The following is a 20,848-nucleotide window of genomic DNA, read 5'->3' on the forward strand; positions in this document are numbered from 1 at the left end:
GGGGGTAAGACTTCTTCCCCATCCTCCCACACCTCCCACACTCCCCACACTCCCCACACTCCTTTTCCCCCTCTGCCTACACTATGCGTGAGAAATCCGGGTCTGCCCCTCTGCTCACCACTACACAAACTTTGCGTAGTGTACCACCAGAAGTAGATCGCACCCCTAACCATGATAAACAGAGTGATGGTCTCGAAGAGTACCGCCGTAGGCGATCGCTCTTTGCGTGTACAAGACTGCCGACGCACCAAAAGACATCGCCTGTATGTGAGTCTTGCGTATAAAGTTATGTTAAAGTGTGTGCGAGTCTGAAGTGCGTTTTCCTAAATGCGAATGCTATTAATAGCCAATACTGTTTTTGAAATAGGAATTGGTTGCGTATTTCTCTTGTTTCCAACTTTGCTTACCCTGGATAGCCAACTGTCTATTTCTTTACTACGGGTAATTGGATGCGGTGCTTTGTCTTTGGGGACTTTGAGTTTTTTAATGCTGGATTTGACTGATAAAAAAGAACTAAAACCGGGATTAATCGCTTTGTCTATTTTTCATAGTCTTGTAGCGATCGCCCAAATTTACAGTTTTGTTGGCAGCATGATTAATACACTTGTAATCATTGTACATTCAGTATTTGCAGTGTTATTTATCAGCGTTTTATGGCAGCGAATTAGATAAATTTAAAAGCGCTTCAGTTTATAGCACATCCGTGCCTGGGCGATCGCAGTTACGCCAATTCCAGAAACACTGCAAGCATAGAAGAAAGCATACCCGGACTCACAGGTAAAAATGTTACAATATATTACTCAAATGGTTGCCCTCACCTCAAACAAGAGTATTCGCACCTACCAGAAGAATTGACAATCTAACTATCTGTGTACTATCGTTTTTAGTACAACAATTAGATTCTCTTTATGACCAATACAAAAAATATTGCCATTCAATATATCGGTTTTTATTCTTCATATAAAATGCAAAAGTATGAAGCCTCGATCAGAGAAAGCGATAACCATGAGTATCCAGGAAGATATAAATACACCTTTCACACCAAAGGCTATCCTAATTTAGAAGCTGTCAAAAATCGTAGCGAAGAAGAACTTATTTCTTATCTAAATAGTGAAGGTTTTAATGATGTTGAATTTTATTCGTTAGCAGGATGGATAGGATTTAAACCAGTAGTACAAACTCATAAGTTTGGTTTGTAGCAACTAAGAATTAAACGAGAAAGTAAACTTGTAGAAGTTCAACACTCTTGAAAATGACCGGCACACCTGAATACTTCCCAAGCCGATTAGATCGCACAGAGCAAATAATCTTGGGTTTAGCGGAAAGACAAGCTAACGCCCAGTTAGAAATGTCTGAGCTAAGACAGGAAATGAGGCAACTTACAACTAGAGTTGACACATTTACAGATAATGTTGATCGTGTTTTAGCTCGTAGTGCTATTTTGGATGATGTGTTACTTGAGTTACGTGATAGCCATGAACAACATCAGCGTAATTTTGAAGAACATCAACGCACCACAAACGCAGCATTACAAAGTCTTGAGTCTATCTTGTTACAGTTGATTAGAAATAATTCTTGAAATGCGATTGTAATACTGTGGTCAAACCAATTCGCAATACCTGCAAAGCGGGAAGCAAGCTACGCAATGGGCTATGTTAGTTATTTCTGTTCAAGGAGTTTATAGTCAATACTTACTATGGACTAGTTTTCGGGACAAGTAAGCAATTGCAATGCCTTAAAACTTATTGATTAAATCTTATATAAGTTTTACTAATTGTTACTAATAGTAACTATAACAATTTAATTCTTTAAATATTGACTAAATAATATGGTTCAACCCCAAGAAGATGACATTTCAGTAGAAGCTAGTTCTCTTCCTCCTGTCCCCATTCAAGAAATCTCAGAAGATAGGGTATTAACAGAGACGGTACTTTTCCCAACTCCAAAACTTTTTCTAAAAATTCCTAAGCTACAAATTCGCCAAAGTCTCAGGGCGTTAACTTATGAAAGTGTCTTTGCTACGGTTCTTTATAGCATCATCGGCGGCGCGTTGCTCAGTAATTTCTTGCTAGAGTTAGGCGCTGGGCCAGTCGAAATTGGTCTACTCGCCGCTATCCCTCAGGTGGTGAATCTGCTCCAACCACTGGGAGCGTATTTGGTAAACCGAAGTACCAGCTTCCGTTGGTATTTTATGTGTATTTTCATCCCGTCGCGGCTGCTATGGTTGATTCTTCTACCAGCGATTTGGTTGGTTACTTCATCTCATATCACTGGATACGAAGTAGTACAGTTGACATTAGCAATTCTCTTAGTAGCTAATATCATCGAAGCTTTTGGTCGTGCGCCTTGGCTTGGGTGGTCAGCTGTATTAGTACCTCAACGGTTGCGGGGGCGATATTTCGGCTTTCGCAATAGTATTCTCGGTTTGACTAACCTTATTGGTATACCTCTGCTAGGTTTAGCAGTATCAGCTTGGCCTGGTGGAACTCTTCAAGGTTATGGCATAGTCTTGGTTTTAGGAATCATACTAGGGATAATCAGTGTGGGCTGTCAGTTCTGGATGACTGATATAAACCCGCAGCTTTTAAAAGTTGGGGATTCAGACACATCACAGCCGCAGACCCAAGGAATAGATTTTAGCTTCCTTAAAGATGCCAATTTTTTGAAGTTTGTGCTTTATCTGAGCATCTGGTGCTTTGCTGTTAACATCAGCGCTCCCTTCTTTAACCTCTATATGCTGGATAACCTGGATATAGATATTAGTGTGGTAACGATTTATCACGGCTTAGGAACTGGTGCAAATATGCTAATGCTGCTTTTGTGGGGCAAACTGGCTGACCGGATTGGGAATCGCCCGCTACTACTATTAGTGGGAGTCTTAGTGGCGGTGACACCTCTGCTGTGGCTTTTAGTTGGAAGCGATCAAATTTCTTTTTGGATCTGGCTACCTCTATTGCACGTACTAGCTGGCGGGACATGGGCCGCAATTGATTTGTGTACTAACAATTTGATGATGGGAATAGCACCGCTACGTTATCAATCAAGTTATTTTGCGATCGCAGGGGCAATTGCTGGTATCACTGGAGCAATGGGTATTACCGTCGGTAGCTTTCTAGCAACTCTGCCCGGTGTTGCGGGTTTACTGGGGTTGTTTGTTCTCTCAGGCTTACTACGGATGGCTGCACTTGTACCCTTAGTTTTTGTTCAGGAGCAACGCTCTATACCACTAGGACAGCTAATGCGATTCTTATTCCCAATGAAGCAGTCAACTGATCTGATAGAAGTGGAATAATAAGTTTTCAATAGGGCCGAGTTTTTCTTGCAATCCAGATGCGCGTTCCATTAGGCGAGATAACGGCTCTATCGGATCTTTTAACTTCTTCATGTGGGTGAGATAGCGGCTACCTTTAACAGCAAAAAGAAAGTTATACCAATTTGAAAAATGATTGCGACAGATGGAAAACTGAAACAATTATCCAACGGATGTTTCACAATCCAAAATCTAAAATCTAAAATGGTATTAGATGGGGTTTGCTTGCGCCAAGTTTCAAAGACAGATCGTTCTGGCAAACGATAAAAGGAAAAGTTAATTTCTACAGTGGCAAAATGTTGGGCGTAAAATGATAGTTGCTCGCCACTAGGCAAATGTGGTGGATAGAAAATATCTATCCAATGCTTATAAACCCAGCCACTAGTACCGATTTGTAGCTTACTCATTGAGTTATCTCAGTTATATTATTTTCCTGATGTTATGCAATGTAAAATTAATTAAATTTGCTCGTAGTAAGCGGCTATAGCTCTATTTTAAAGGCTACAGCCGCTTACTACAAACATTTAATATCCTTAAAATAGTTTTCAAGCTAGTAGTTTCTGGCTGAAGTTTTGGAGTTGAAATTGAATCCAATTACCGCCCTTGGCTATACATTGATGGCAGATATCTCCACAGTCTTCGCCTTGGTCATTGCATACAATTAACCTGGCTTCATCTGTCTGAAAATTTTCCTGGCAAATTAAACATATTTTGCTAATGTCGCCTGTATTACATTCTATTTGAAATTTCATGTCTCTTTTCCTGGATATATGTATTTAAATGAAGTGAAAATTATGTATTTTATATTTATATTTTTTTGAATGTTTACATCTATAAAAATAAACCCATAATATTATGTCCGCTTGATTGCTTATTAAACCCGAAGAACCCCACCCCGCCAAAGCTACGCTTTGTCTCCCCGCCTGCGGGGAGGGGTTGGGGGTGGGGTGTAATGACTGTGGTTAGCATAACTAATTATGCGGACATGATATAAGATGCATCTGTGATATCTTCAGCAAACAGATTGGAAAGAGAATTCCCTTGAAAGTATTGAAAATTATATTTTGAATTCATCTAGTCCTCCGATAAACCGCATCCACAAAGGGGATGCGGTTATTTTTAGAAAACGAGTCTCCTGGATTTCCAAATAATACCAACTTGAAAAAATAAAGCTGTATATTTAAACTTGAAAACTCAAGATGTAATTTGGCTTCATTAATTACGCATTACCAATTCGTAGCGGAGCATAACCCATTACGAATTGGTATGAGTTATTTCTTAGTAAAGGCAGCCACCTTGTGTTGTCCTGCGGTCATATAAGCACAAGCCATGTGTGATGAGTTATACGCCCAGCCAACGCGTCCTTGACGATCTATGAGGATGCACCCAGCTTCACCTTTAACCTTAGAAACCAAAGCGTCAATTGCCATCTGTGCTGCTTCATCTGGATGTCGGTCTCCACTTAAAAAATCGATCGCAGTTTTAGCCAAAACCACCGGGATAATCGACTCGCCATCACCTGTTGTTGAGCAACCGCCGATTTTATTATCAGCGTACAAGCCACAGCCAACAAGCGCAGTGTCACCGACGCGACCTTGTTGCTGCTTCGTAGTCCCGCCAGTTGAAGTACCAGCAGCTAGGATGCCGCTAGCATCCAAAGCCACACAACCTACAGTGTTGGGGCGATCGATTACTTCCCGATCTTCCTTCCACTGCTGCCACTGTTCATCAGCTATTAAGTCTTCTTTTTTACACATTTCGGCACCGGAATCTACGGCGAAGCGTTCTCCACCCCGCGCTACTAGCAGCCTGGGTTTTTCATCCATAATTTTTCGTGCAACCGAGATTGGATGGCGTATACCCTGAACTGCTGCAACCCCTCCCCAACTTAATGAGCCTTCCATGATCGCCGCATCTAATTCCACCTCTCCATCGCTGTTGAGAGTTGCACCAAGACCAGCGTTAAATGTCTGGTCAGTTTCCAGAACTCGAATAGCTGCTTCAACAGCTTCTGCGGCGCTACCTCCACTGATTAAGACTGCCCAACCAGCTTCTGCTGCTGCTGTACAGCCTGCATTGTTGGCTGCAACTTTGTCGTCTGTGATGGTTTTTGCTCCACCGTGAACAATGATGGTCGGTGTCATATAATTCCCTTTAGTTAGTATGAATTTTGTAGGACTGCGATCGCCTTCACAGGTTCGTCAATTAGTTGTAGCGATCGCAACCAGCAACACTCTTTCTCCCCCTGCCCCTGCCTTATTCCAACAAGAATTATTTACGCCAACCTACTTATGTCGTTGTTGATGCCATTGCCAAGCATGGGCGATAATTTCGTTCAGATTAGGATACTCTGGATGCCAACCCAATATCTTAGTTGCTTTGTCGCTGCTGCCAACTAAAATAGGAGGGTCGCCTGGTCTGCGATCGCGTTCTTCTATTTTAATTTCTTTGCCTGTTATCTCTTTAGCTGTTTCTATTACTTCTCTGACTGAAAAACCACTGCCATTTCCTAGATTAAATACTTCACTCTCTCCACCTTTGAGCAGATATTCCAAACCTAAAATATGGGCTTGTGCCAAGTCAGTCACATGAATATAATCCCGAATACAAGTCCCGTCAAGTGTAGGGTAATCAGTACCGAAAATCAAAATAGATTCACGCTTACCAAAAGCAGTTAGTAGTACTAATGGTATGAGATGAGTTTCAGGTTCGTGGTCTTCACCCAGCAACCCATTAGGATCAGCACCTGCGGCATTAAAGTAACGGAAACGTACAGACTTCAAATTATAGGCTGCATCAAAATCAGAGAGAATTCGTTCTACCATCCACTTGCTAGTAGCATAAGGACTAATGGGATCTTGCGGATGGTCTTCGGTCAGTGGAACAAACTTTGGTACACCATAAAGAGCGCAAGTAGAAGAAAAGATAAATTTGTTAACTGATGCAGCAATCATTGCTTCTAAAAGCGTCAGAGTGCCTGCAACATTATTTTGGTAATATTTGGCTGGATCGGTGACAGATTCACCCACTGCAATATAAGCAGCGAAATGCATTACTGCCTCTATATTATGGGATGAAAATATATTATCAAGTAGGGCGCGATCGCTCATATCTCCAACAATCAATTTTACCTGTAAAACTTCTTCTACAAGTTCTCGATGTCCGTTCGACAGATTATCTAAAACAATTACTTCATAACCTGCGTTTTTCAGGGCTAATACAGCATGGGAGCCAATGTATCCGGCTCCTCCCGTTACTAAAATAGTTGACATAATTTTGCGATGGGAAATTGGGAATTGGGAATGGGGAATGGGGCATTGGGCATTAATCAATAATTTAATTCTGCTTTCCCGGCCTCCCCTGCTCCCCTTAAAATTAAATTGCCAGCCAGACCACTAATTTCTTTCTTCCAAGTAGCGAGAAATTGCATTGTCAAGGTGTGGCATTAATTCACCTCGATTGCTACCAAGAACGCTGTAAGCTGGGCGGGGAGCAATCCAACCAAGTTCTTGCGTAGGAAGAGCAATTAGATTGCTGACACTCACACCTGCTTTTTTCGCCGCCAATCGGGCTAAGTCAGACCAAGCTACAGCACTTTTGTTAGCCAAATGCCACAAACCATTCTCGCCATCAATCAGCAAATCAAGGCTGGTATGGACAAGATCGGGTACATAAGTAGGCGAAATGATCGCATCTTCGGCTGCGACAAAAGTATTTCCAGCAGCTAATTGTCGTAGGGCGATCGTCACAAAGTTGTAATCATCCCAAGGGCCGAAAAATGCGCTGGTGCGAATCACTAGCGATGCCGGATGAGCCTGCAATACCAGCTTTTCTGCCAAAACTTTGCTGCACCCATATATATTGAGGGGCGCAACAGTATCAGTTTCGACATAAGGATTAGACTCAGCACCATCGAATACCAAATCTGAAGAGAAAGTTAGCAGCGCCACATTATGTTGGGCGCAAGCAGCAGCTAAAATTGCTGCCCCTTCAGCGTTTACCTTTAAACAAACATCGGGTTCGCGTTCGGCATCGTCCACCCGCACGTATCCGGCAGCGTTCACAACTGCCCACGGTTGTAACTCGGCAAGTACTTTATTGACGGAAGCAGGATTGGCAATATCCATATCTTGGCGTCTGAGCAGGCAATATGAAATTCCTCGCACTTCACACAACCGAGCAAAAGCCTTGCCTAGAGTTCCTGTGGCTCCCACGATCGCCAAGGGACGAAGAGAAGCAGGAGAAGAAAACGGGAGAGATGGGGGAGATATGCGACAACTGACAGCTGGGTATAATAGGCGCTCTTCTCGATGCCACCATCCTGGTGTATCAAGTAGTGGATGATTGGGTTTATGCCCAGTGGCTAAATCCCGCACCATCTTAGCGATCGCAGTTTGTCTAGGCTGTGGCGATTCTCCAGAGGAGACGCTACGCGAACGCAAATCAAACACACCTGGCTCGTAGTATCCTGCGGAGCGAGTCACTAAACTATTCCAATCGTAGCTGCCCAAAAGTGCCCAAACAGTCACAGCGCGGATATCTGCGCCCTGGTCTCGTAATTCTTGGGCTGCATTCCACACTTCATTGAGCCAGCGTAGCTGCTCTTCACGGGTGCAACTCAGGTGAACTTCAGTGACAGCAAAGGGTAGTTTGTAGCGTTCCCATGTCTCTTTGAGCAATGTCCGCGGCCCTGCCAAACCCTCAGCACAAACTCGCACTGCCTCTACATCTGCATACTTGTCCCGACCATTACCACCATGCGTCCAAGCTGGATAGTTTTCTAGATTTTCATCTAAAAAGCGCTCGCTCGTCAGGTAATGGTTAATGCCGATAATGTCAGGCGGACAGGTATATTGCAAAAATTCTTCAAGTTCAGTCTCGCTGATGCCACAATCGCGCAAGTAACCCCACATGGGATGAGTTGGGTTGATTCGACCGCATAATAAATCCAAACTCAACCAACGACGCTCGTTCTCAAATTCTGCTTGATAAGCCAGCTTTGGTGTACTATGAGTTTTACCCAAATCCTCAGTTTGTACGAGTTGGGCGTTGGGATTGATTTCCCGGATTGCTTGCATCGAAAGAGCGATCGCTTTACACTCCCCTAACAAAGCACGGGCGAAAGTTAAATCGTCCTTTCCGTGAGGATACCAGTGACCATACATTCCACTGAATCGCGCTGTTGTCAGTGGCTCGTTTACAGGTGTGTAATGTGTAACCCAAGGATAGCGTTCTGCAACCGCACGAGCAAACACCGCTAGTTTCTCAGGAAAATCTGGATCTACTAAGCTGGTATCACGCGGCCCACTACCATGATGCACTAGCCCGACAATTGGACAGATGCCGAGTTCGCGCAAACGCTCCAGTCGTTCATCTGCCCACGACCAATCAGCATTCTCTAAACCATTGGGTGCTATGCGCTCCCAAATTACTGGATAGCGGATGGCGTGTATACCTAGTTGGGCAAATAAATCTAGGTCATCCAAGCGCGTTGCATGACCATTGCGTTCCAACTGATCGAGATACTCTTCACCCACACGATTAACCGTACACTCTACACCAGCCCACACTTCTAGGGGAAGTTTTGATTTAGGAGTGTTGAGCGTCGAGTTGAAAGCAGAAGTCATAATTTACAACTCAAGCTGATATTTTATTTGATGCGTTCTTTTTCAGTTTTGTAGTGGCATGTCAAGGCTAAAATGTTGCAATAAATTTTCTTGTGGGGCGGGCATCTTGCCCGCCAATTAGGACGGGCTAGAAGCCCATCCCACAAGAGTTTGCTAATGCACAAATTTAGTCTTGACACGCTAGTAGGGTGTGTTATGCCGGAGGCTAACGCACCATCCTAAATTTTCGGTGCGTTACAGACATCAGCAGCCTACTAAATACAGAGCAGCCCTAATTACGAATTAATGCGATGTGCAACTTATTCTTAGAACCCCGCTTCCATTCCTCTCCTCTACAGGGAGCTACGATGTACACACAAGTCTGAAATAGCTGATTAACCAAGGTTTTTTACCCCACCCTAACCCTCCCCTTATAAAGGGGAGCCACTGCGTTGGGCGGCTTCGCCGACTTGTTCGCGCAGCGTCTCCCCTTGGGAGAAGCATGTGGCGTGAGGGAACTAGATTTCCGGTCTCCCCCCTTTATAAGGGGGGATTAAGGGGGGTAATTACACCATAGCCTCCACAGGAAGAGAGGCTTTGATTCTTGCTCCCCAACGCTTGTAGAGAAGGGGCTGGGGTTAGGTTTTAAAGAAAGTTGCACACGGCGGCGTGAATTACGAATTACTTAAGCCTTAACCGCAATTTGTTTGTACACAGACAGAGCTTGAGCAACACATTGATCCATGTTGTAGTACTTGTATGTCGCTAATCGTCCGACAAAATAGATCCCTGGAGTTTCATCAGCCAGCACCTTATATTTCTTGTAAATTTCCTGATTCTCAGGACGTGGTACAGGATAATAAGGGTCTCCCTCAGCTTTAGGAAACTCGTAAACAATGCTAGTTTTTGAATGTTCCTGACCAGTCAAGTATTTAAACTCGGTTACACGAGTATAAAGCTGTTCATTGGGATAGTTAATTACTGGCGCTGATTGAAACACAGAGGTGTTATGCGTTTCATGCTTGAAATCAAGTGAGCGATAGGGTAGTTTGCCGTAGCGATAATCAAAGTATTCGTCAACCGGCCCGGAGTAAACCATCTCGCGGCAAGGTATAGCTTTTTGAATTTCTTGATAATCGGTGTTAAGCATTACCTTGATGTTCGGATGATTGAGCATATTGTCAAACATCCGGGTAAAACCGTGTAGTGGCATCGCTTGGTAGCTATCGGTAAAATAGCGATCGTCACGATTGGTACGAGTCGGAATTCTGGCAATTACTGATTTGTCAAGTTCCGATGGGTCGAGTCCCCATTGCTTACGGGTATAATTACGGAAAAACTTTTCATACAGCACTCGACCAACTTTGCTGACCACCACATCTTCACTAGTGCGGATGTTTTCTACGGGTTCAGCAAGCGATTTATAAAACTCTTCCACCTCAAATGAATTGAGATTCATGCCATACAGCTTGTTGATGGTGTCAAGGTTGATCGGAATCGGAACGAGTTGCCCGTCTACACTGGCAAGGACACGATGTTCGTAAGACCGCCACTGAGTAAAGCGTGAAAGGTAATCAAAGACTTCGCGGGAGTTGGTGTGAAAGATGTGGGGGCCATATTTGTGTACAAGAATGCCATCATCGTTGTAATGATCGTAGGCATTGCCGCCTATGTGGTTGCGCTTGTCTACAACTAGGACTTTTTTACCTTGAGTTGCCAAACGTTCTGCAATGACGCTACCAGAAAAACCAGCGCCGACAACCAAGTAATCGAAGACAAAATCTCTGGTAATGATATTTGGTGCTTGTTTACCAGCCGCACCTGTGGAGTTAGCTTTTTCTTCACCATCACGGGCTGCGATCGCAGAGTCAATCAGCTTCATCATTGATGCCCAAGTGCGATCCCAAGAAATTTTCTCTAAAAAGACATCTACTCGACTCAACCATTCTGAGGCTGGGGTGTCTTCTTGCATTGCTTGTTCTGCGGCGATGACGAACTCAGAAACTGTGTCTGCAATTCGCACCAGCTTCGACTCTCCGTAAGGACGCACTACATCTCGAATTGAGGTAGATACTACAGGTCTACCTGCGGCAAGATACTCTGGAGTTTTGGTAGGGCTAATAAAACGTGTTGACTCGTTACGCGCAAACGGCAACATTGCCAAGTCCCACCCTGCTAAATAGGCAGGTAGCTGTTTATAGTCTCTACCACCGAGATAATGAATATTTTCATGCTGTGGCAGATTTGCTGGATCGATTTTGACAACTGGCCCAATAATTACTAAATGCCAGTCAGGACGTGCTTCGGCAATTCCAGCAAGCAGTTCAATATCCATCCGTTCATCAATTACGCCAAAGAAACCAAGACGAGGATGGGGAATATGAGCTTGATCTTCTGGTTCTTGAAGATTTCTTGCCTGTCCAAAGTGGGCGACATCTACACTGCTGGGAAAGGCATAAACGTTGGGGTGCTGGTTCACCTTACTTTCGTAAAGGCTTTCTCCACCTGTAAATACTAAGTCTGCACGACTGAATAACTCGGCTTCGTAATTCTTTAAAGTGGGTGATGCTCCTTGGAATGCAGACAATTCATCCATGCAATCATACACCACAGCTTGGGGTTGCAAGTGGCGGGTAAAAGCGATCGCCATTGGTGTATAATACCAACAAATGTACTTGTTGATATTATGCTCTGCAAACAAACTATCTATTAATACTTGTAAATCTGCATTTATTACTTCTTCACTTAAACCTTGTGGTAGGTGTGGCACAACCACAACTACTCCATTAGAATCTTCGTTTACATCTAAGCTTGCCAAGGGTTCTTCAGAGAAAATTGGCTCCTCAATAAAGAACACTCGCTTTCCTTGAGCGCAGCGAGTTAGTAAATGTTGTGGTCTTTGATAGACGAAATTCCAACGCAAATGAGATAAGCAAACTATATCAGGTGTGTCTTTAAAGGTTTCTGTTGATTGAACTTTTTTGTTAGACGAAGTTAAATTCAACCGAGACGGACTCGATGATTGCGTTTGGGCTAACTGCGATCGCTTTGTTTTACGCTGCTTCGGCGAAATAACATTGCTGACACCGTTGTTGTTGACTTGAGATTTTTCACTTGTCATAGTTCGTCTCGTTATTTAAATTATTAATTCTGACTAGCCAAACGCTAATACCTTTTCTTTGTAAGGTAGCACCAAGCTTACTTTCATGCAAAAGCTTGCAACATATTTTGCTGCTTTTCAATATCGAATTGGTATAATAAATACTTGGTTGCATTAAGAATAATGTACTATTTTATATCTACTTATTTCATCTACCTAAATAAATATAAATTTAGTTTTTTTATTAAGTCCTAAGCACTATATTTTTATAAATATCTAAAATTCAAACTTAAGTACTAGCTCACTTAAGGTAGTATTTGATACTTATAAAAATATGCAACTATATTTATGCTTGTCTGTTCGGTTTCGTACACAAGATTATTAAAACAATTATCATTAATATTAAAATTAATAAAATCAGCTTATTTATTACCTGACTTTTTTATTCATATTAAATATTTAACCCTAATAGTATATATAAATTGATGAATTTTTAAGTAGTGAAAAGTAATATTTTTTACAGCAAACATAGTATTTTGTTACGCTGAATACATATTGCTGTAACAATTATTTTATAAACCATAGTAAATGAAGTAATTTCTTTTATTGTTGGTTTATTAGAAACAAGTATTATAATTTTCACCCTGATGATATATCTGTTCTCTCAACCTTGGGTAGGATTAGAAGCCTTTTGGCTGTGTGTAACATTGGTTGTAATTCAATTCATAAACCTCACGCGATCGCTTCTAATGATGGAGCGATCGCGTTTTTCTATCTCAGAGTTTTCAAATAAATAGGTAGGTAGTACTGGAAGCTTTTTACTCTGAAAGATTTAATTTGTTCAATTAAAATTATGACTTTAGGTATAAAAACTCAAACTTAATCTTAAAACGGCTGACAGAGAATATATTAAAACCTGTGACAGATAATCACAAGTTTTATATTAGCTACAACGTTAGTTATCACCCTATAGCAATCTGATTTTATTTCTGTTCGCGCAGGAAGGCAACAGGGAATAGGCAATATGCAACAGTCAAAAAACCTTATAGGGAATTTTTTCAAGAATCAAATATGAGTCCTATATTATTAAGCAATTAGATTCTCATGATTTCTTAGCTAGTGGTTACTATTTCGTAAACATCTACATACTTACCAAGAGAAAAAAGATGGAAAACATTAACCAGGCAAAAATGATCGAGCGTTACGTTGCTTTGGCTATCGGAATCAGTTATTTACTTTTAGGTTTAGCTGGATTTATACCAGCTTTGGTTTCATTACCAAGAACGAGTGAATCTTTTGTTCCACTTGAGGAATCTACTGGTGCTTATTCTGCGGGTTTTGGTTATATGTTTGGTGCAATTCCTACCAACTCTTTGCATAACATTGTACGTTGTGCCGTAGGATTGTTAGGAATCACTTCTTACAACAATACTACCACTGCGCGTCTATTCAATCGTGGTTTTGCAGTTTCTTATGCTTTGCTGGCGCTCATCGGATTGTTGCCTTTAGGTAAGACATTTTTCGGCTTAATGCCATTATTTGGCGCTAATGTTTTGCTTAATGCCTTAGCAGCGATCGCAGCTGGCTACTACAGTGTTGTTATCAGAAAAATGGGTTTAAAACCCCGCCGTTTACGGTCAGTGCTTTAATTAATTTGTGTTCTTACAGAATACCGGATATAATGTAAGAATGACACAAAAAGCTTTCAAATACCGATTCTATCCAACACCTGAGCAAGAAACTTTGCTTCGGCAAACGATGGGATGTACTCGTTTAGTCTATAACCGCGCTCTCGCCGCAAGGACACAAGCATGGTATGAAGACCAAAAACGAGTTGGTTACATTGAAACTTCAGCAATGCTGACTAATTGGAAAAAGCAAGATGACTTGCAATTTCTTAATGATGTTAGTAGTGTGCCATTACAGCAGGGCTTGCGACATCTGCAAACAGCATTTAGCAACTTTTTTGCAGGACGGGCTAAATATCCAAACTTCAAGAAGAAACACAACGGGGGCAATGCTGAATTTACCTCTTCGGCATTTAAGTTTAGAGATGGGCAAATATTTCTTGCTAAAAGTCCTACAGCGTTAGACATTCGTTGGAGCCGACAGCTACCCCAAGGTATAGAACCATCTACTATTACGGTAAAACTGTCGCCCTCTGGACGCTGGACTGTTTCAATGTTGGTAGATGTCGAAATTCAAAAATTACCTGAATCTTTAACCCAAGTTGGCATTGACTTGGGTATCACTAGCTTAGTTGCCTTGAGTACAGGTGAAAAAATTGCTAATCCTAAAAGCTTTAAGGCAAAAAAAGCGAAATTAAGTAAAGCGCAAAAAGCCTTAATTCGTAAGCAAAAAGGGTCTAATAATCGCCATAAAGCACGTAGGAAAGTAGCCAAGGTTCATGCCCAAATAAGTGATGCCCGAAACGATTTTCTTCATAAGTTAACGACTCGATTGGTGCGTGAAAACCAAACGATTGCTGTCGAGGACTTAGCTGTGAAGAATATGGTAAAAAATAAAAAACTCGCTCTCTCGATTAGTGATAGCGTAGCGTTAGCGAGTCTTCGAGCGTCTGCTAGCTGGGGTGAACTAGTTAGGCAGCTTGAATATAAGTGTGATTGGTATGGTCGTACTTTCATCAAAATTGATCGATGGTTTCCCAGTTCTAAGCGATGTGGACATTGTGGACACATTGTAGATAAACTGCCTTTAAATATCAGAGAGTGGGATTGCCCAAAATGCAGTACACATCACGATAGGGATATTAACGCAAGTAAGAATATTTTGGCTGCGGGACTCGCAGTTTCAGTCTGTGGAGCGAACATAAGACCTGACAGCCTTAAGGCTGAAGGGCAGTTGCAAAAAACCCGTAAGGGAAAGAAACAGAAACCTAAGTCGTGAGTCTTAGGAATCCCCGACCGTTCACGGCGGGGAGGATGTCAAACCAGCCAAAGTGAGCGGTGTTAATGTATCGCAAAATCTTTAATAGTTACTGATAATCTGCGGTGTCCAGGAAGGGCTATTGCAAGATGGCCCTTCTGGTTTCCAGACCAAGATATCTAAGCAGATTTGCCGCATATCCATGTTTTCCGTCCAAGCATGGTAGACAACATACTCAGTCTTACCATCTGGCCCAAGAACAATAGAATTATGTCCCGGCCCTCTAACAAAATTAGGAACAGACTTTAACACCCGTGGCCCGGTTTCGTTACCTGCATCAGAGTAAGGCCCCATCACGTTGTCAGCAACGCCATAATCTACGCCGTAGTTCTCAGTTTCCCAGCGTCCACCACTATAAAAGCAGTAGTATTTCCCTTCATGCTTACGAACGCAAGGGCCTTCTAAAGTATGCCAATCATAGATTTCACCATACATCAAACGGTTGGCTAAAAACCGTTGCCAATCCGATCGCGCACGTAAAACTACTTTTCCTTCACCAGCAAGCTTAGTCATGCTTTGGAGTTTGTCTACAACTAATGCTGTGCCAGCACGCACTCCATCCGATGTATCCAGAAAGTCACGGGCGTAAAACAAATACCACTGTCCATCGTCATCCCGGAATGGGTGCGGATCGATCGCAAAGGGACAAGATTTTGGATCTACGACTGGCTCACCAACATCTTGATATGGCCCTAATGGAGTATCACTTGTAGCTACACGTAACTGATGATTCTTATCTTCATGCCCTACAGAATAGTAGAGATAAAACTGGCGATCGCAGTAAGCAATTTCGGGGGCCCAAAAATTATCGCCAAGGGCGGGATCTGGCCGTTGTAGCGCGTTACCCACATAATCCCAATTTACAAAGTCGAAAGACCGTAACAGAGGAAAGACACGCGATTTGTTATTGGAGTTAACATTTGGTGCGTCCGCTATTTCATCTACGGTTCCTTCTGCTTCTGCTGCGCCAGTACCGATCGCATAATATACGCCTTCGTGTTGCCAAACAAAAGGATCGGCAAAATAACCTTTGTAGACTGGATTAGTATAAGTTTGCATCTTAATTATCTATGTATGGAATGACAAAAATTCTTCTTCCACTAGTAGTCTGTCAAGCGAAGTTTGAAGGGGAGACGCTAACGCGAATGCGGTTCGTTTTCTTATTCCTCTAATTTAATGAGACAAAGTACTTAGTAGTCTGTCAAGCGAAGTTTGAAGGGTAAAGGAACGAACCACAGAGGCGCAGAGGGCACATCAGAGAAAAAAGAGATGTTTAAGAGGTGTCTCACTCGTCAAAGTTAGCTTGAAAAACTACTAGTATTTGAAATTCACGTAAGTTTCGACTTTGTTCTTAGGTAAGCTTTCTACTAGCTGACACCGTAACATCTGCTTTAGTTTTTCTGGGAGGCTTTGATAATAGTCTTGTGGGAGAGTTAAATCTACCTTTGGTGTGTGCAACCAATGCATGGCATAGCCCATGACTACCATCGGTCTTGGGTGGTTTGTCCGATTTGGGGAACCGCGATGTAGTGCTAAAGGCGATCGCACCATCACATCACCTGGCTGCATATAAAAAGATTCCATCGGAATTTCACCACTGGCAACCTTTTCTAATCCCTCTTCACGTGGTATAACATGGGTTCCACGCGCCATTTGGAATGGGCCGTTTTCTGCGGTTACTTCCACAAGGGGAAAGTTGACTGCGAGGGCGTAAAGTGGGGTTACTATGCGATCGCTAAATAATGGGCGAAAATCCCGATGGGTTTCCTGATAATCTGAACCCTGGAATGGGACATCAACTCCCATCTGAACCATTACGTATTCTTGGAAAAAGACGCGTTCTAGGATACCCATAATCACGGGATTGGCAAAAACAAATTCATTAGCAAATGGGTAAATCCAAGGCAAGGTCAGATAGTAGCGGGAAACTTCACGAGGAGCCAACCCACCTGGTTGATTTTGACGCTCGTGAAATAATTTTTCAAAAGCTTGTGCCCACTCGTCAATTAATTTTTGCTCAAAAACACCGGGAATCACACAAATTCCGTCTTGATTCAGTTCTTGAGCAAATCGGTCTAGGTCGGTAGCTGAATATTTCGCTATACCGCCTATACTTTGAACCATCTTTTTTATCCTCTTCAACTTATAACTAGAGGCGTATTAATATCAGACCTCTAGGAGATTTTTTATTGCTTGTCGATAGTAGCGCAATATTTTTAAAATTGGTGGCTTATGCCAATCCTCTGTAACAATTAATTAATATTAATTATAACGAATTACTTAACATAACTAAACTCTTTGACAGCAGTTTTCATCTATTTAAACCACACCTGTCGTAGGGGCGCAAGGCCTTGCGCCCCTACTACTTTGTATCTTAAATCTGATGTTGAGAAGCAAAGTAGTCCTGAAAAATGAGGGAGCATCGAACCTAATTAAAATTAATTATGCTCAATTACTTAGCAAACTAACTGTTTGACGCTCCAGGCAATGCAACACTATCGCCTGGCTTTGAAGGCCATCTGACAGTCAGAATAGTGCAGTCGGACTCAGCAACCCACCAATGGGACACACCTGCACACCAAAGAACATAATCACCTTCACGAGATAATAAAATTTCTCTATCTTCAAATTGCAGGCGAAATTGTCCGTGAATGAGAATTGAAAGCGTTGCAGCTTGGTTATTTACTGCCCATTCAGTTCTACTCTCACCTGCTTTGTGAACAGCCCATTTTACTTCTAGCATTTCCGTGGAACGCGGATCGTCTTCAGGGGTGATAAAGTGACCCATGAACCATCCCCAACGATTTACACCTTCAACGGCTGCATTTCCATAAACAACTTTAGGCTGCATCACTTAACTCCAAAGAAGGAACCAAAATTTGTCCGGTGTAACCTGCTTGCTTGTATTGTTCAAGAACATGAGTTGCAATACTTCTAGCTTCACCAGCCGCAACTAAAGCGACACTTGCACCGCCAAAACCAGCACCTGTAAGTCTTGCACCAAACACTCCCGGAGTTTTTTGCAACAGTTCGACTAGAGTATCCAGGGCAGGTACGGACACTTCGTAATCATCTCTCAAACTGGCGTGGGATGCGTTCATCAATTCGCCAAACCGCTCAGATGTTACTCCCTGCAATACTTCCAAAACGCGGTTATCTTCTGTAACCACATGACGGGCACGACGGCGTAGAGGTTCGGGGAGTTTTTCTGTTACTTCAACATCAGTAATATCTCGTAGTGCCTTAACTCCTAGCGATCGCGCCGCTTCTTCACACTCAGCCCGACGCTGGTTATAACCGCTAGTGGCAAGGGTGCGGGGTACGCCGCTATCAATAACCAAAATCTCTGCTTTCTCAGGCAAAGGCATCACCCGGCGTTCTAAAGTCCGAGTATCTAAAAATAAGATATGCTCAGTATCAGCCAAGCTAGAAGCCATCTGATCCATGATGCCGCATTGCACGCCAGCATATTGAATTTCTGCTTGCTGGGCGAATTGGGCGATTTCAACGTCATCAATGGGAAGCTTCAGAAGTTGGCGTAATCCCCGCAGGGTTGCCACTTCCAAAGCTGCGCTACTAGACAAACCCGAACCCATCGGAACCGATGATTTGACGTATACAGAAAGCGATGGTATTGTGTGTCCTGCTTTTTGCAAAATCTCAATACAGCCAAAAATATAACTGGCAAATCCAGACGGGGTATGATTGTCTAAAATGCTCACTTCCTCGTTGAGATTTTCCGAGTAAAAGTGATGATGGCCATCGCTACTAAAACCTAGCTCTACCGTCGTGGATTGAGGAATCGCAGTTGGCAGAACGAAGCCATCGTTATAGTCAGTATGTTCGCCGAGTAAATTTACTCTTCCCGGCGCACTGGCTTGAGTTTCAGGTGGTTTACCGAATACTTGTTGAAAATCCATAATTTTTAATTGTACAAAGGTACAGGGCGTAACCTTCCTTCTACCTCAACATTAGGAAAATTGGGATCAAAAGTCAGATTTTCCAACTTTCCATCTTTCAAAATCACAAAAGTATCTTCAATTTTTGCCCCTACTAAACTAGGGTTCCAAGCGACAGCAATACCTTCTGCCAAAGTATCAGTAGTGGTTGGATTTGCTACGATTTCTCGCGCTAAATATCCAGTGGTTCCTCCCTGGTGGTGTTCGCGGATGGCATTGGGAAATCCATGTTGCTCATAAGCCTGAGCTAGCGCGTGATAAACTGCATCGAGTGTGGTTCCGGGTTGGCACAAATTCAAAATTACTGCTTCTATTTCACGCACATGGGAATGCAATTCGGCCCGTTCGTCTGAAAGCTTACCAAAACAAACAAATCGAGTCAGATTTGCATACAAACCGTAACCTCTCGCGCAAAACACCAGCATCGCTTGCCGTCCAATCTGTTCTCCGGTAGCTGTAGCATGACGGTATAAGGGTAAACGCCTCTCACCTGCTACTAGTGTCAGCGCTGGATGCAGCCCTTGCGCCCATAACGCCTCTGCACCTGCACCCGCTAATTGATATTCTGTCCAAGTTGGCTTGGCGGCTTTGAGTACCTCTGTCATTGCCTGACTAGCTTTTTGCCCAACTTGACGATATCGCTCTAATTCACTTGACATCATTACCCGTTTATGATTTTGCAGAGATGGGGGTAACGGCTTTTCTAAATTGGAGATGGGGCGATCGCTAATTGCTATTCCGCCACCAATTACATCACGAACGAAAGACTCACGGGCAGCATAATCAGCCCAAGGGTTGACATACACCTTAAAATTAGCAGGCAGTTCTTCATCCTTAAGACGCTGGGCTTCAATTTCATCTGTCAATACCCAAGCCTCGTCAGTAGTTACTAATACTTCTGCTACGCCAGTTTCAGCAGTCAGCAGCACGGTGTTAGAAGCGCCAGCCGTTGCCCAAGCAAACCAATCTGTACCGCGCAAACGGACGCCTTGCACTTGCACTTCGGTTTCACGCAAGGTTTCCCTGATTAACTCTAGTTTTTTGGAGACTTCTTCGTTCATAGCAAAAACACAGATAGATACAGATGATTATCAAATTTACTTACGTCTGTCTGCGTCTGTCTGAGGTTGGTATTCCAAATGGTAGACTAGCGATCGTAATTACCGCCGGATTACTCAACAATCCTGATATGGCAGTGTATCAATTGTATTAATCTATATCTAATTTTCTAACCAGTTCTCTAATTGTAAGTTATCAATATTACTAAAATCTTTGATATTATTAGTCACGAGAATATCATTGCGAGAACGAGCAATAGCAGCAATTAATGCGTCTAATTCTCCAGTGGGTTTACCAATATTTTTGAGTTCGCTTTGAATCTTGCCAAATTCAATAGCTGCTTCTAAGTCAAATGGTTCTATGGGTAATAGATCAGTAAACTGCTGCAAATTTTCCAGATTCTTGGACACCTGTTGAGAATACTAAACGCCTTTATAAAGTTCCGCAACTATAATTGTTGATAGATAACATTGGCTAAAGTAGCGATTAAATTTTTTCACTGCTTGGGTGTTTTCTTTGAGAAGTGCAATGCAAATGTTAGTGTCTAACAGATACATTAGCCGTTATCCTGATTATCAATTGAGTCTATGCTTCTACCTTGGTAAGTATGACGTTGTTGGTCAACCTCTACAAATATTTCTGTTAAATCTGGTTGATTTTTCCACACTCCAAATAATTTATTTAATTTAGCTAATCTCTCTTCTTCTGTTAAATTCACTTTTGGTTCGCATATTTCCTTTTCAATAAATTCTAAATCTATAATTATTTCTGTTCCATCGGGAATATTATTTAGTTGCTCTAATATTTCTATATTTTGACCGCGTTTTATTCCTCTGACTTTCATGTTATTTTATCCTTGATATTTTGA

The 20,848-nt window shown here is 42.5% G+C and carries 20 protein-coding genes and 3 pseudogenes; 9 read left to right on the forward strand and 14 right to left on the reverse strand.

What is annotated here, in order from left to right:
* Nucleotides 1-251, reverse strand: a pseudogene (locus CDG76_RS38030) (hypothetical protein); the annotation flags it as partial.
* 82 nt (nucleotides 252-333) lie between these two features.
* Between CDG76_RS38030 and CDG76_RS00005 the strand changes: the two are divergent.
* From CDG76_RS00005 to CDG76_RS00020, 4 genes are all read left to right on the forward strand, one after another.
* Entirely contained in the window at nucleotides 334-672 is a 339-nt protein-coding gene (locus tag CDG76_RS00005) for a hypothetical protein (protein ID WP_223265078.1), read from the forward strand.
* Between the two features lie 236 nt (nucleotides 673-908).
* Nucleotides 909-1,199, forward strand: a complete 291-nt coding sequence (locus CDG76_RS00010) for a hypothetical protein (protein WP_094347089.1) — start codon at nucleotides 909-911, stop codon at nucleotides 1,197-1,199.
* A gap of 53 nt (nucleotides 1,200-1,252) precedes the next feature.
* Nucleotides 1,253-1,579, forward strand: coding sequence for a hypothetical protein (locus CDG76_RS00015; RefSeq protein WP_094347090.1), 327 nt, complete (start codon nucleotides 1,253-1,255; stop codon nucleotides 1,577-1,579).
* Nucleotides 1,580-1,828: 249 nt separating this feature from the next.
* Entirely contained in the window at nucleotides 1,829-3,292 is a 1,464-nt protein-coding gene (locus CDG76_RS00020) for an MFS transporter (protein WP_094347091.1), read from the forward strand.
* On the opposite strand, the pseudogene CDG76_RS00025 reads toward CDG76_RS00020, so the two are convergent.
* The 3 genes and pseudogenes from CDG76_RS00025 to CDG76_RS00035 all read right to left on the reverse strand — a co-directional run.
* Nucleotides 3,281-3,717: pseudogene (locus CDG76_RS00025) on the reverse strand (DUF72 domain-containing protein); the annotation flags it as partial. The gene CDG76_RS00020 and the pseudogene CDG76_RS00025 overlap by 12 nt on opposite strands.
* A gap of 138 nt (nucleotides 3,718-3,855) precedes the next feature.
* Nucleotides 3,856-4,062 (reverse strand): hypothetical protein, encoded by a 207-nt coding sequence (locus tag CDG76_RS00030; RefSeq protein ID WP_094347092.1) that lies wholly within the window; start codon nucleotides 4,060-4,062, stop codon nucleotides 3,856-3,858.
* 519 nt (nucleotides 4,063-4,581) lie between these two features.
* Complete coding sequence (locus tag CDG76_RS00035) at nucleotides 4,582-5,454, reverse strand: isoaspartyl peptidase/L-asparaginase family protein (protein ID WP_094347093.1); 873 nt, start codon at nucleotides 5,452-5,454, stop codon at nucleotides 4,582-4,584.
* Nucleotides 5,455-5,473: 19 nt separating this feature from the next.
* On the opposite strand from CDG76_RS00035, the gene CDG76_RS36885 reads away from it, so the two are divergent.
* On the forward strand, nucleotides 5,474-5,614 hold the full coding sequence (locus CDG76_RS36885) for a hypothetical protein (RefSeq protein WP_190240712.1): 141 nt from the start codon (nucleotides 5,474-5,476) through the stop codon (nucleotides 5,612-5,614).
* Here the strand turns inward: CDG76_RS36885 and galE are convergent.
* The 3 genes from galE to glf form a co-directional block, all read right to left on the reverse strand.
* A complete protein-coding gene (gene galE / locus CDG76_RS00040) occupies nucleotides 5,596-6,582 on the reverse strand; it encodes a UDP-glucose 4-epimerase GalE (RefSeq protein WP_094347094.1) in 987 nt (328 codons plus the stop codon). The two genes, CDG76_RS36885 and galE, sit on opposite strands and share 19 nt — an antisense overlap.
* A 123-nt stretch (nucleotides 6,583-6,705) precedes the next feature.
* Nucleotides 6,706-8,937, reverse strand: a complete 2,232-nt coding sequence (locus CDG76_RS00045) for a family 1 glycosylhydrolase (protein ID WP_094347095.1) — start codon at nucleotides 8,935-8,937, stop codon at nucleotides 6,706-6,708.
* Between the two features lie 664 nt (nucleotides 8,938-9,601).
* Entirely contained in the window at nucleotides 9,602-12,037 is a 2,436-nt protein-coding gene (glf, locus tag CDG76_RS00050) for a UDP-galactopyranose mutase (protein ID WP_094347096.1), read from the reverse strand.
* Between the two features lie 626 nt (nucleotides 12,038-12,663).
* On the opposite strand from glf, the gene CDG76_RS36890 reads away from it, so the two are divergent.
* From CDG76_RS36890 to CDG76_RS00060, 3 genes are all read left to right on the forward strand, one after another.
* Nucleotides 12,664-12,813 carry a hypothetical protein gene (locus CDG76_RS36890; RefSeq protein ID WP_190240713.1) on the forward strand — a complete coding sequence of 50 codons (150 nt, stop codon included), beginning with the start codon at nucleotides 12,664-12,666 and terminating at the stop codon, nucleotides 12,811-12,813.
* A 369-nt stretch (nucleotides 12,814-13,182) separates the two neighbouring features.
* The gene (locus tag CDG76_RS00055; RefSeq protein ID WP_094347097.1) at nucleotides 13,183-13,665 is read left to right on the forward strand and encodes a DUF4383 domain-containing protein; all 483 of its coding nucleotides are present in this window, start codon (nucleotides 13,183-13,185) and stop codon (nucleotides 13,663-13,665) included.
* 40 nt (nucleotides 13,666-13,705) lie between these two features.
* Nucleotides 13,706-14,923, forward strand: a complete 1,218-nt coding sequence (locus tag CDG76_RS00060; RefSeq protein ID WP_094347098.1) for an RNA-guided endonuclease InsQ/TnpB family protein — start codon at nucleotides 13,706-13,708, stop codon at nucleotides 14,921-14,923.
* Between the two features lie 81 nt (nucleotides 14,924-15,004).
* Here CDG76_RS00060 and CDG76_RS00065 read toward each other — a convergent pair whose 3' ends face one another.
* The 5 genes from CDG76_RS00065 to CDG76_RS00085 all read right to left on the reverse strand — a co-directional run bounded on the left by CDG76_RS00065 (nucleotide 15,005) and on the right by CDG76_RS00085 (nucleotide 19,982).
* A complete protein-coding gene (locus tag CDG76_RS00065; RefSeq protein WP_094347099.1) occupies nucleotides 15,005-16,021 on the reverse strand; it encodes a glycoside hydrolase family 43 protein in 1,017 nt (338 codons plus the stop codon).
* Nucleotides 16,022-16,276: 255 nt separating this feature from the next.
* Nucleotides 16,277-17,086, reverse strand: coding sequence for a phytanoyl-CoA dioxygenase family protein (locus tag CDG76_RS00070; RefSeq protein WP_094347100.1), 810 nt, complete (start codon nucleotides 17,084-17,086; stop codon nucleotides 16,277-16,279).
* Between the two features lie 340 nt (nucleotides 17,087-17,426).
* Nucleotides 17,427-17,813, reverse strand: a complete 387-nt coding sequence (locus CDG76_RS00075) for a signal peptidase I (protein WP_094347101.1) — start codon at nucleotides 17,811-17,813, stop codon at nucleotides 17,427-17,429.
* The gene (galK, locus tag CDG76_RS00080; protein WP_094347102.1) at nucleotides 17,803-18,882 is read right to left on the reverse strand and encodes a galactokinase; all 1,080 of its coding nucleotides are present in this window, start codon (nucleotides 18,880-18,882) and stop codon (nucleotides 17,803-17,805) included. The genes CDG76_RS00075 and galK overlap by 11 nt, the downstream gene beginning before the upstream one ends.
* A gap of 5 nt (nucleotides 18,883-18,887) precedes the next feature.
* Nucleotides 18,888-19,982 (reverse strand): M24 family metallopeptidase, encoded by a 1,095-nt coding sequence (locus CDG76_RS00085; RefSeq protein ID WP_094347103.1) that lies wholly within the window; start codon nucleotides 19,980-19,982, stop codon nucleotides 18,888-18,890.
* Nucleotides 19,983-20,005: 23 nt separating this feature from the next.
* On the opposite strand from CDG76_RS00085, the gene CDG76_RS38905 reads away from it, so the two are divergent.
* Nucleotides 20,006-20,134, forward strand: coding sequence for a hypothetical protein (locus CDG76_RS38905; protein WP_262984290.1), 129 nt, complete (start codon nucleotides 20,006-20,008; stop codon nucleotides 20,132-20,134).
* Nucleotides 20,135-20,141: 7 nt separating this feature from the next.
* On the opposite strand, the pseudogene CDG76_RS00090 reads toward CDG76_RS38905, so the two are convergent.
* Nucleotides 20,142-20,537 (reverse strand): annotated as a pseudogene (locus tag CDG76_RS00090) (type II toxin-antitoxin system VapC family toxin).
* Nucleotides 20,537-20,824 carry a hypothetical protein gene (locus CDG76_RS00095; protein WP_094347104.1) on the reverse strand — a complete coding sequence of 96 codons (288 nt, stop codon included), beginning with the start codon at nucleotides 20,822-20,824 and terminating at the stop codon, nucleotides 20,537-20,539. The pseudogene CDG76_RS00090 and the gene CDG76_RS00095 overlap by 1 nt, the downstream one beginning before the upstream one ends.
* Nucleotides 20,825-20,848 lie beyond the last annotated feature (24 nt).

This window comes from Nostoc sp. 'Peltigera membranacea cyanobiont' 210A (assembly GCF_002246015.1).
Classification (GTDB): Bacteria; Cyanobacteriota; Cyanobacteriia; order Cyanobacteriales; family Nostocaceae; genus Nostoc.

What these genes read in the sequence shown, in the direction of transcription:
- glf (WP_094347096.1), bottom strand. Translation starts at nt 12,037, where the DNA reads ATGACAAGTGAAAAATCTCAAGTCAACAACAACGGTGTCAGCAATGTT.
- CDG76_RS00055 (WP_094347097.1), top strand. Translation starts at nt 13,183, where the DNA reads ATGGAAAACATTAACCAGGCAAAAATGATCGAGCGTTACGTTGCTTTG.
- CDG76_RS00065 (WP_094347099.1), bottom strand. Translation starts at nt 16,021, where the DNA reads ATGCAAACTTATACTAATCCAGTCTACAAAGGTTATTTTGCCGATCCT.
- CDG76_RS38905 (WP_262984290.1), top strand. Translation starts at nt 20,006, where the DNA reads ATGATTATCAAATTTACTTACGTCTGTCTGCGTCTGTCTGAGGTTGGT.
- CDG76_RS36890 (WP_190240713.1), top strand. Translation starts at nt 12,664, where the DNA reads ATGATATATCTGTTCTCTCAACCTTGGGTAGGATTAGAAGCCTTTTGG.
- CDG76_RS00030 (WP_094347092.1), bottom strand. Translation starts at nt 4,062, where the DNA reads ATGAAATTTCAAATAGAATGTAATACAGGCGACATTAGCAAAATATGT.
- CDG76_RS00085 (WP_094347103.1), bottom strand. Translation starts at nt 19,982, where the DNA reads ATGAACGAAGAAGTCTCCAAAAAACTAGAGTTAATCAGGGAAACCTTG.
- CDG76_RS00015 (WP_094347090.1), top strand. Translation starts at nt 1,253, where the DNA reads ATGACCGGCACACCTGAATACTTCCCAAGCCGATTAGATCGCACAGAG.
- CDG76_RS00060 (WP_094347098.1), top strand. Translation starts at nt 13,706, where the DNA reads ATGACACAAAAAGCTTTCAAATACCGATTCTATCCAACACCTGAGCAA.
- CDG76_RS00070 (WP_094347100.1), bottom strand. Translation starts at nt 17,086, where the DNA reads ATGGTTCAAAGTATAGGCGGTATAGCGAAATATTCAGCTACCGACCTA.
- galK (WP_094347102.1), bottom strand. Translation starts at nt 18,882, where the DNA reads ATGGATTTTCAACAAGTATTCGGTAAACCACCTGAAACTCAAGCCAGT.
- galE (WP_094347094.1), bottom strand. Translation starts at nt 6,582, where the DNA reads ATGTCAACTATTTTAGTAACGGGAGGAGCCGGATACATTGGCTCCCAT.
- CDG76_RS36885 (WP_190240712.1), top strand. Translation starts at nt 5,474, where the DNA reads ATGAATTTTGTAGGACTGCGATCGCCTTCACAGGTTCGTCAATTAGTT.
- CDG76_RS00045 (WP_094347095.1), bottom strand. Translation starts at nt 8,937, where the DNA reads ATGACTTCTGCTTTCAACTCGACGCTCAACACTCCTAAATCAAAACTT.
- CDG76_RS00005 (WP_223265078.1), top strand. Translation starts at nt 334, where the DNA reads ATGCTATTAATAGCCAATACTGTTTTTGAAATAGGAATTGGTTGCGTA.
- CDG76_RS00095 (WP_094347104.1), bottom strand. Translation starts at nt 20,824, where the DNA reads ATGAAAGTCAGAGGAATAAAACGCGGTCAAAATATAGAAATATTAGAG.
- CDG76_RS00035 (WP_094347093.1), bottom strand. Translation starts at nt 5,454, where the DNA reads ATGACACCGACCATCATTGTTCACGGTGGAGCAAAAACCATCACAGAC.
- CDG76_RS00020 (WP_094347091.1), top strand. Translation starts at nt 1,829, where the DNA reads ATGGTTCAACCCCAAGAAGATGACATTTCAGTAGAAGCTAGTTCTCTT.
- CDG76_RS00075 (WP_094347101.1), bottom strand. Translation starts at nt 17,813, where the DNA reads ATGCAGCCTAAAGTTGTTTATGGAAATGCAGCCGTTGAAGGTGTAAAT.
- CDG76_RS00010 (WP_094347089.1), top strand. Translation starts at nt 909, where the DNA reads ATGACCAATACAAAAAATATTGCCATTCAATATATCGGTTTTTATTCT.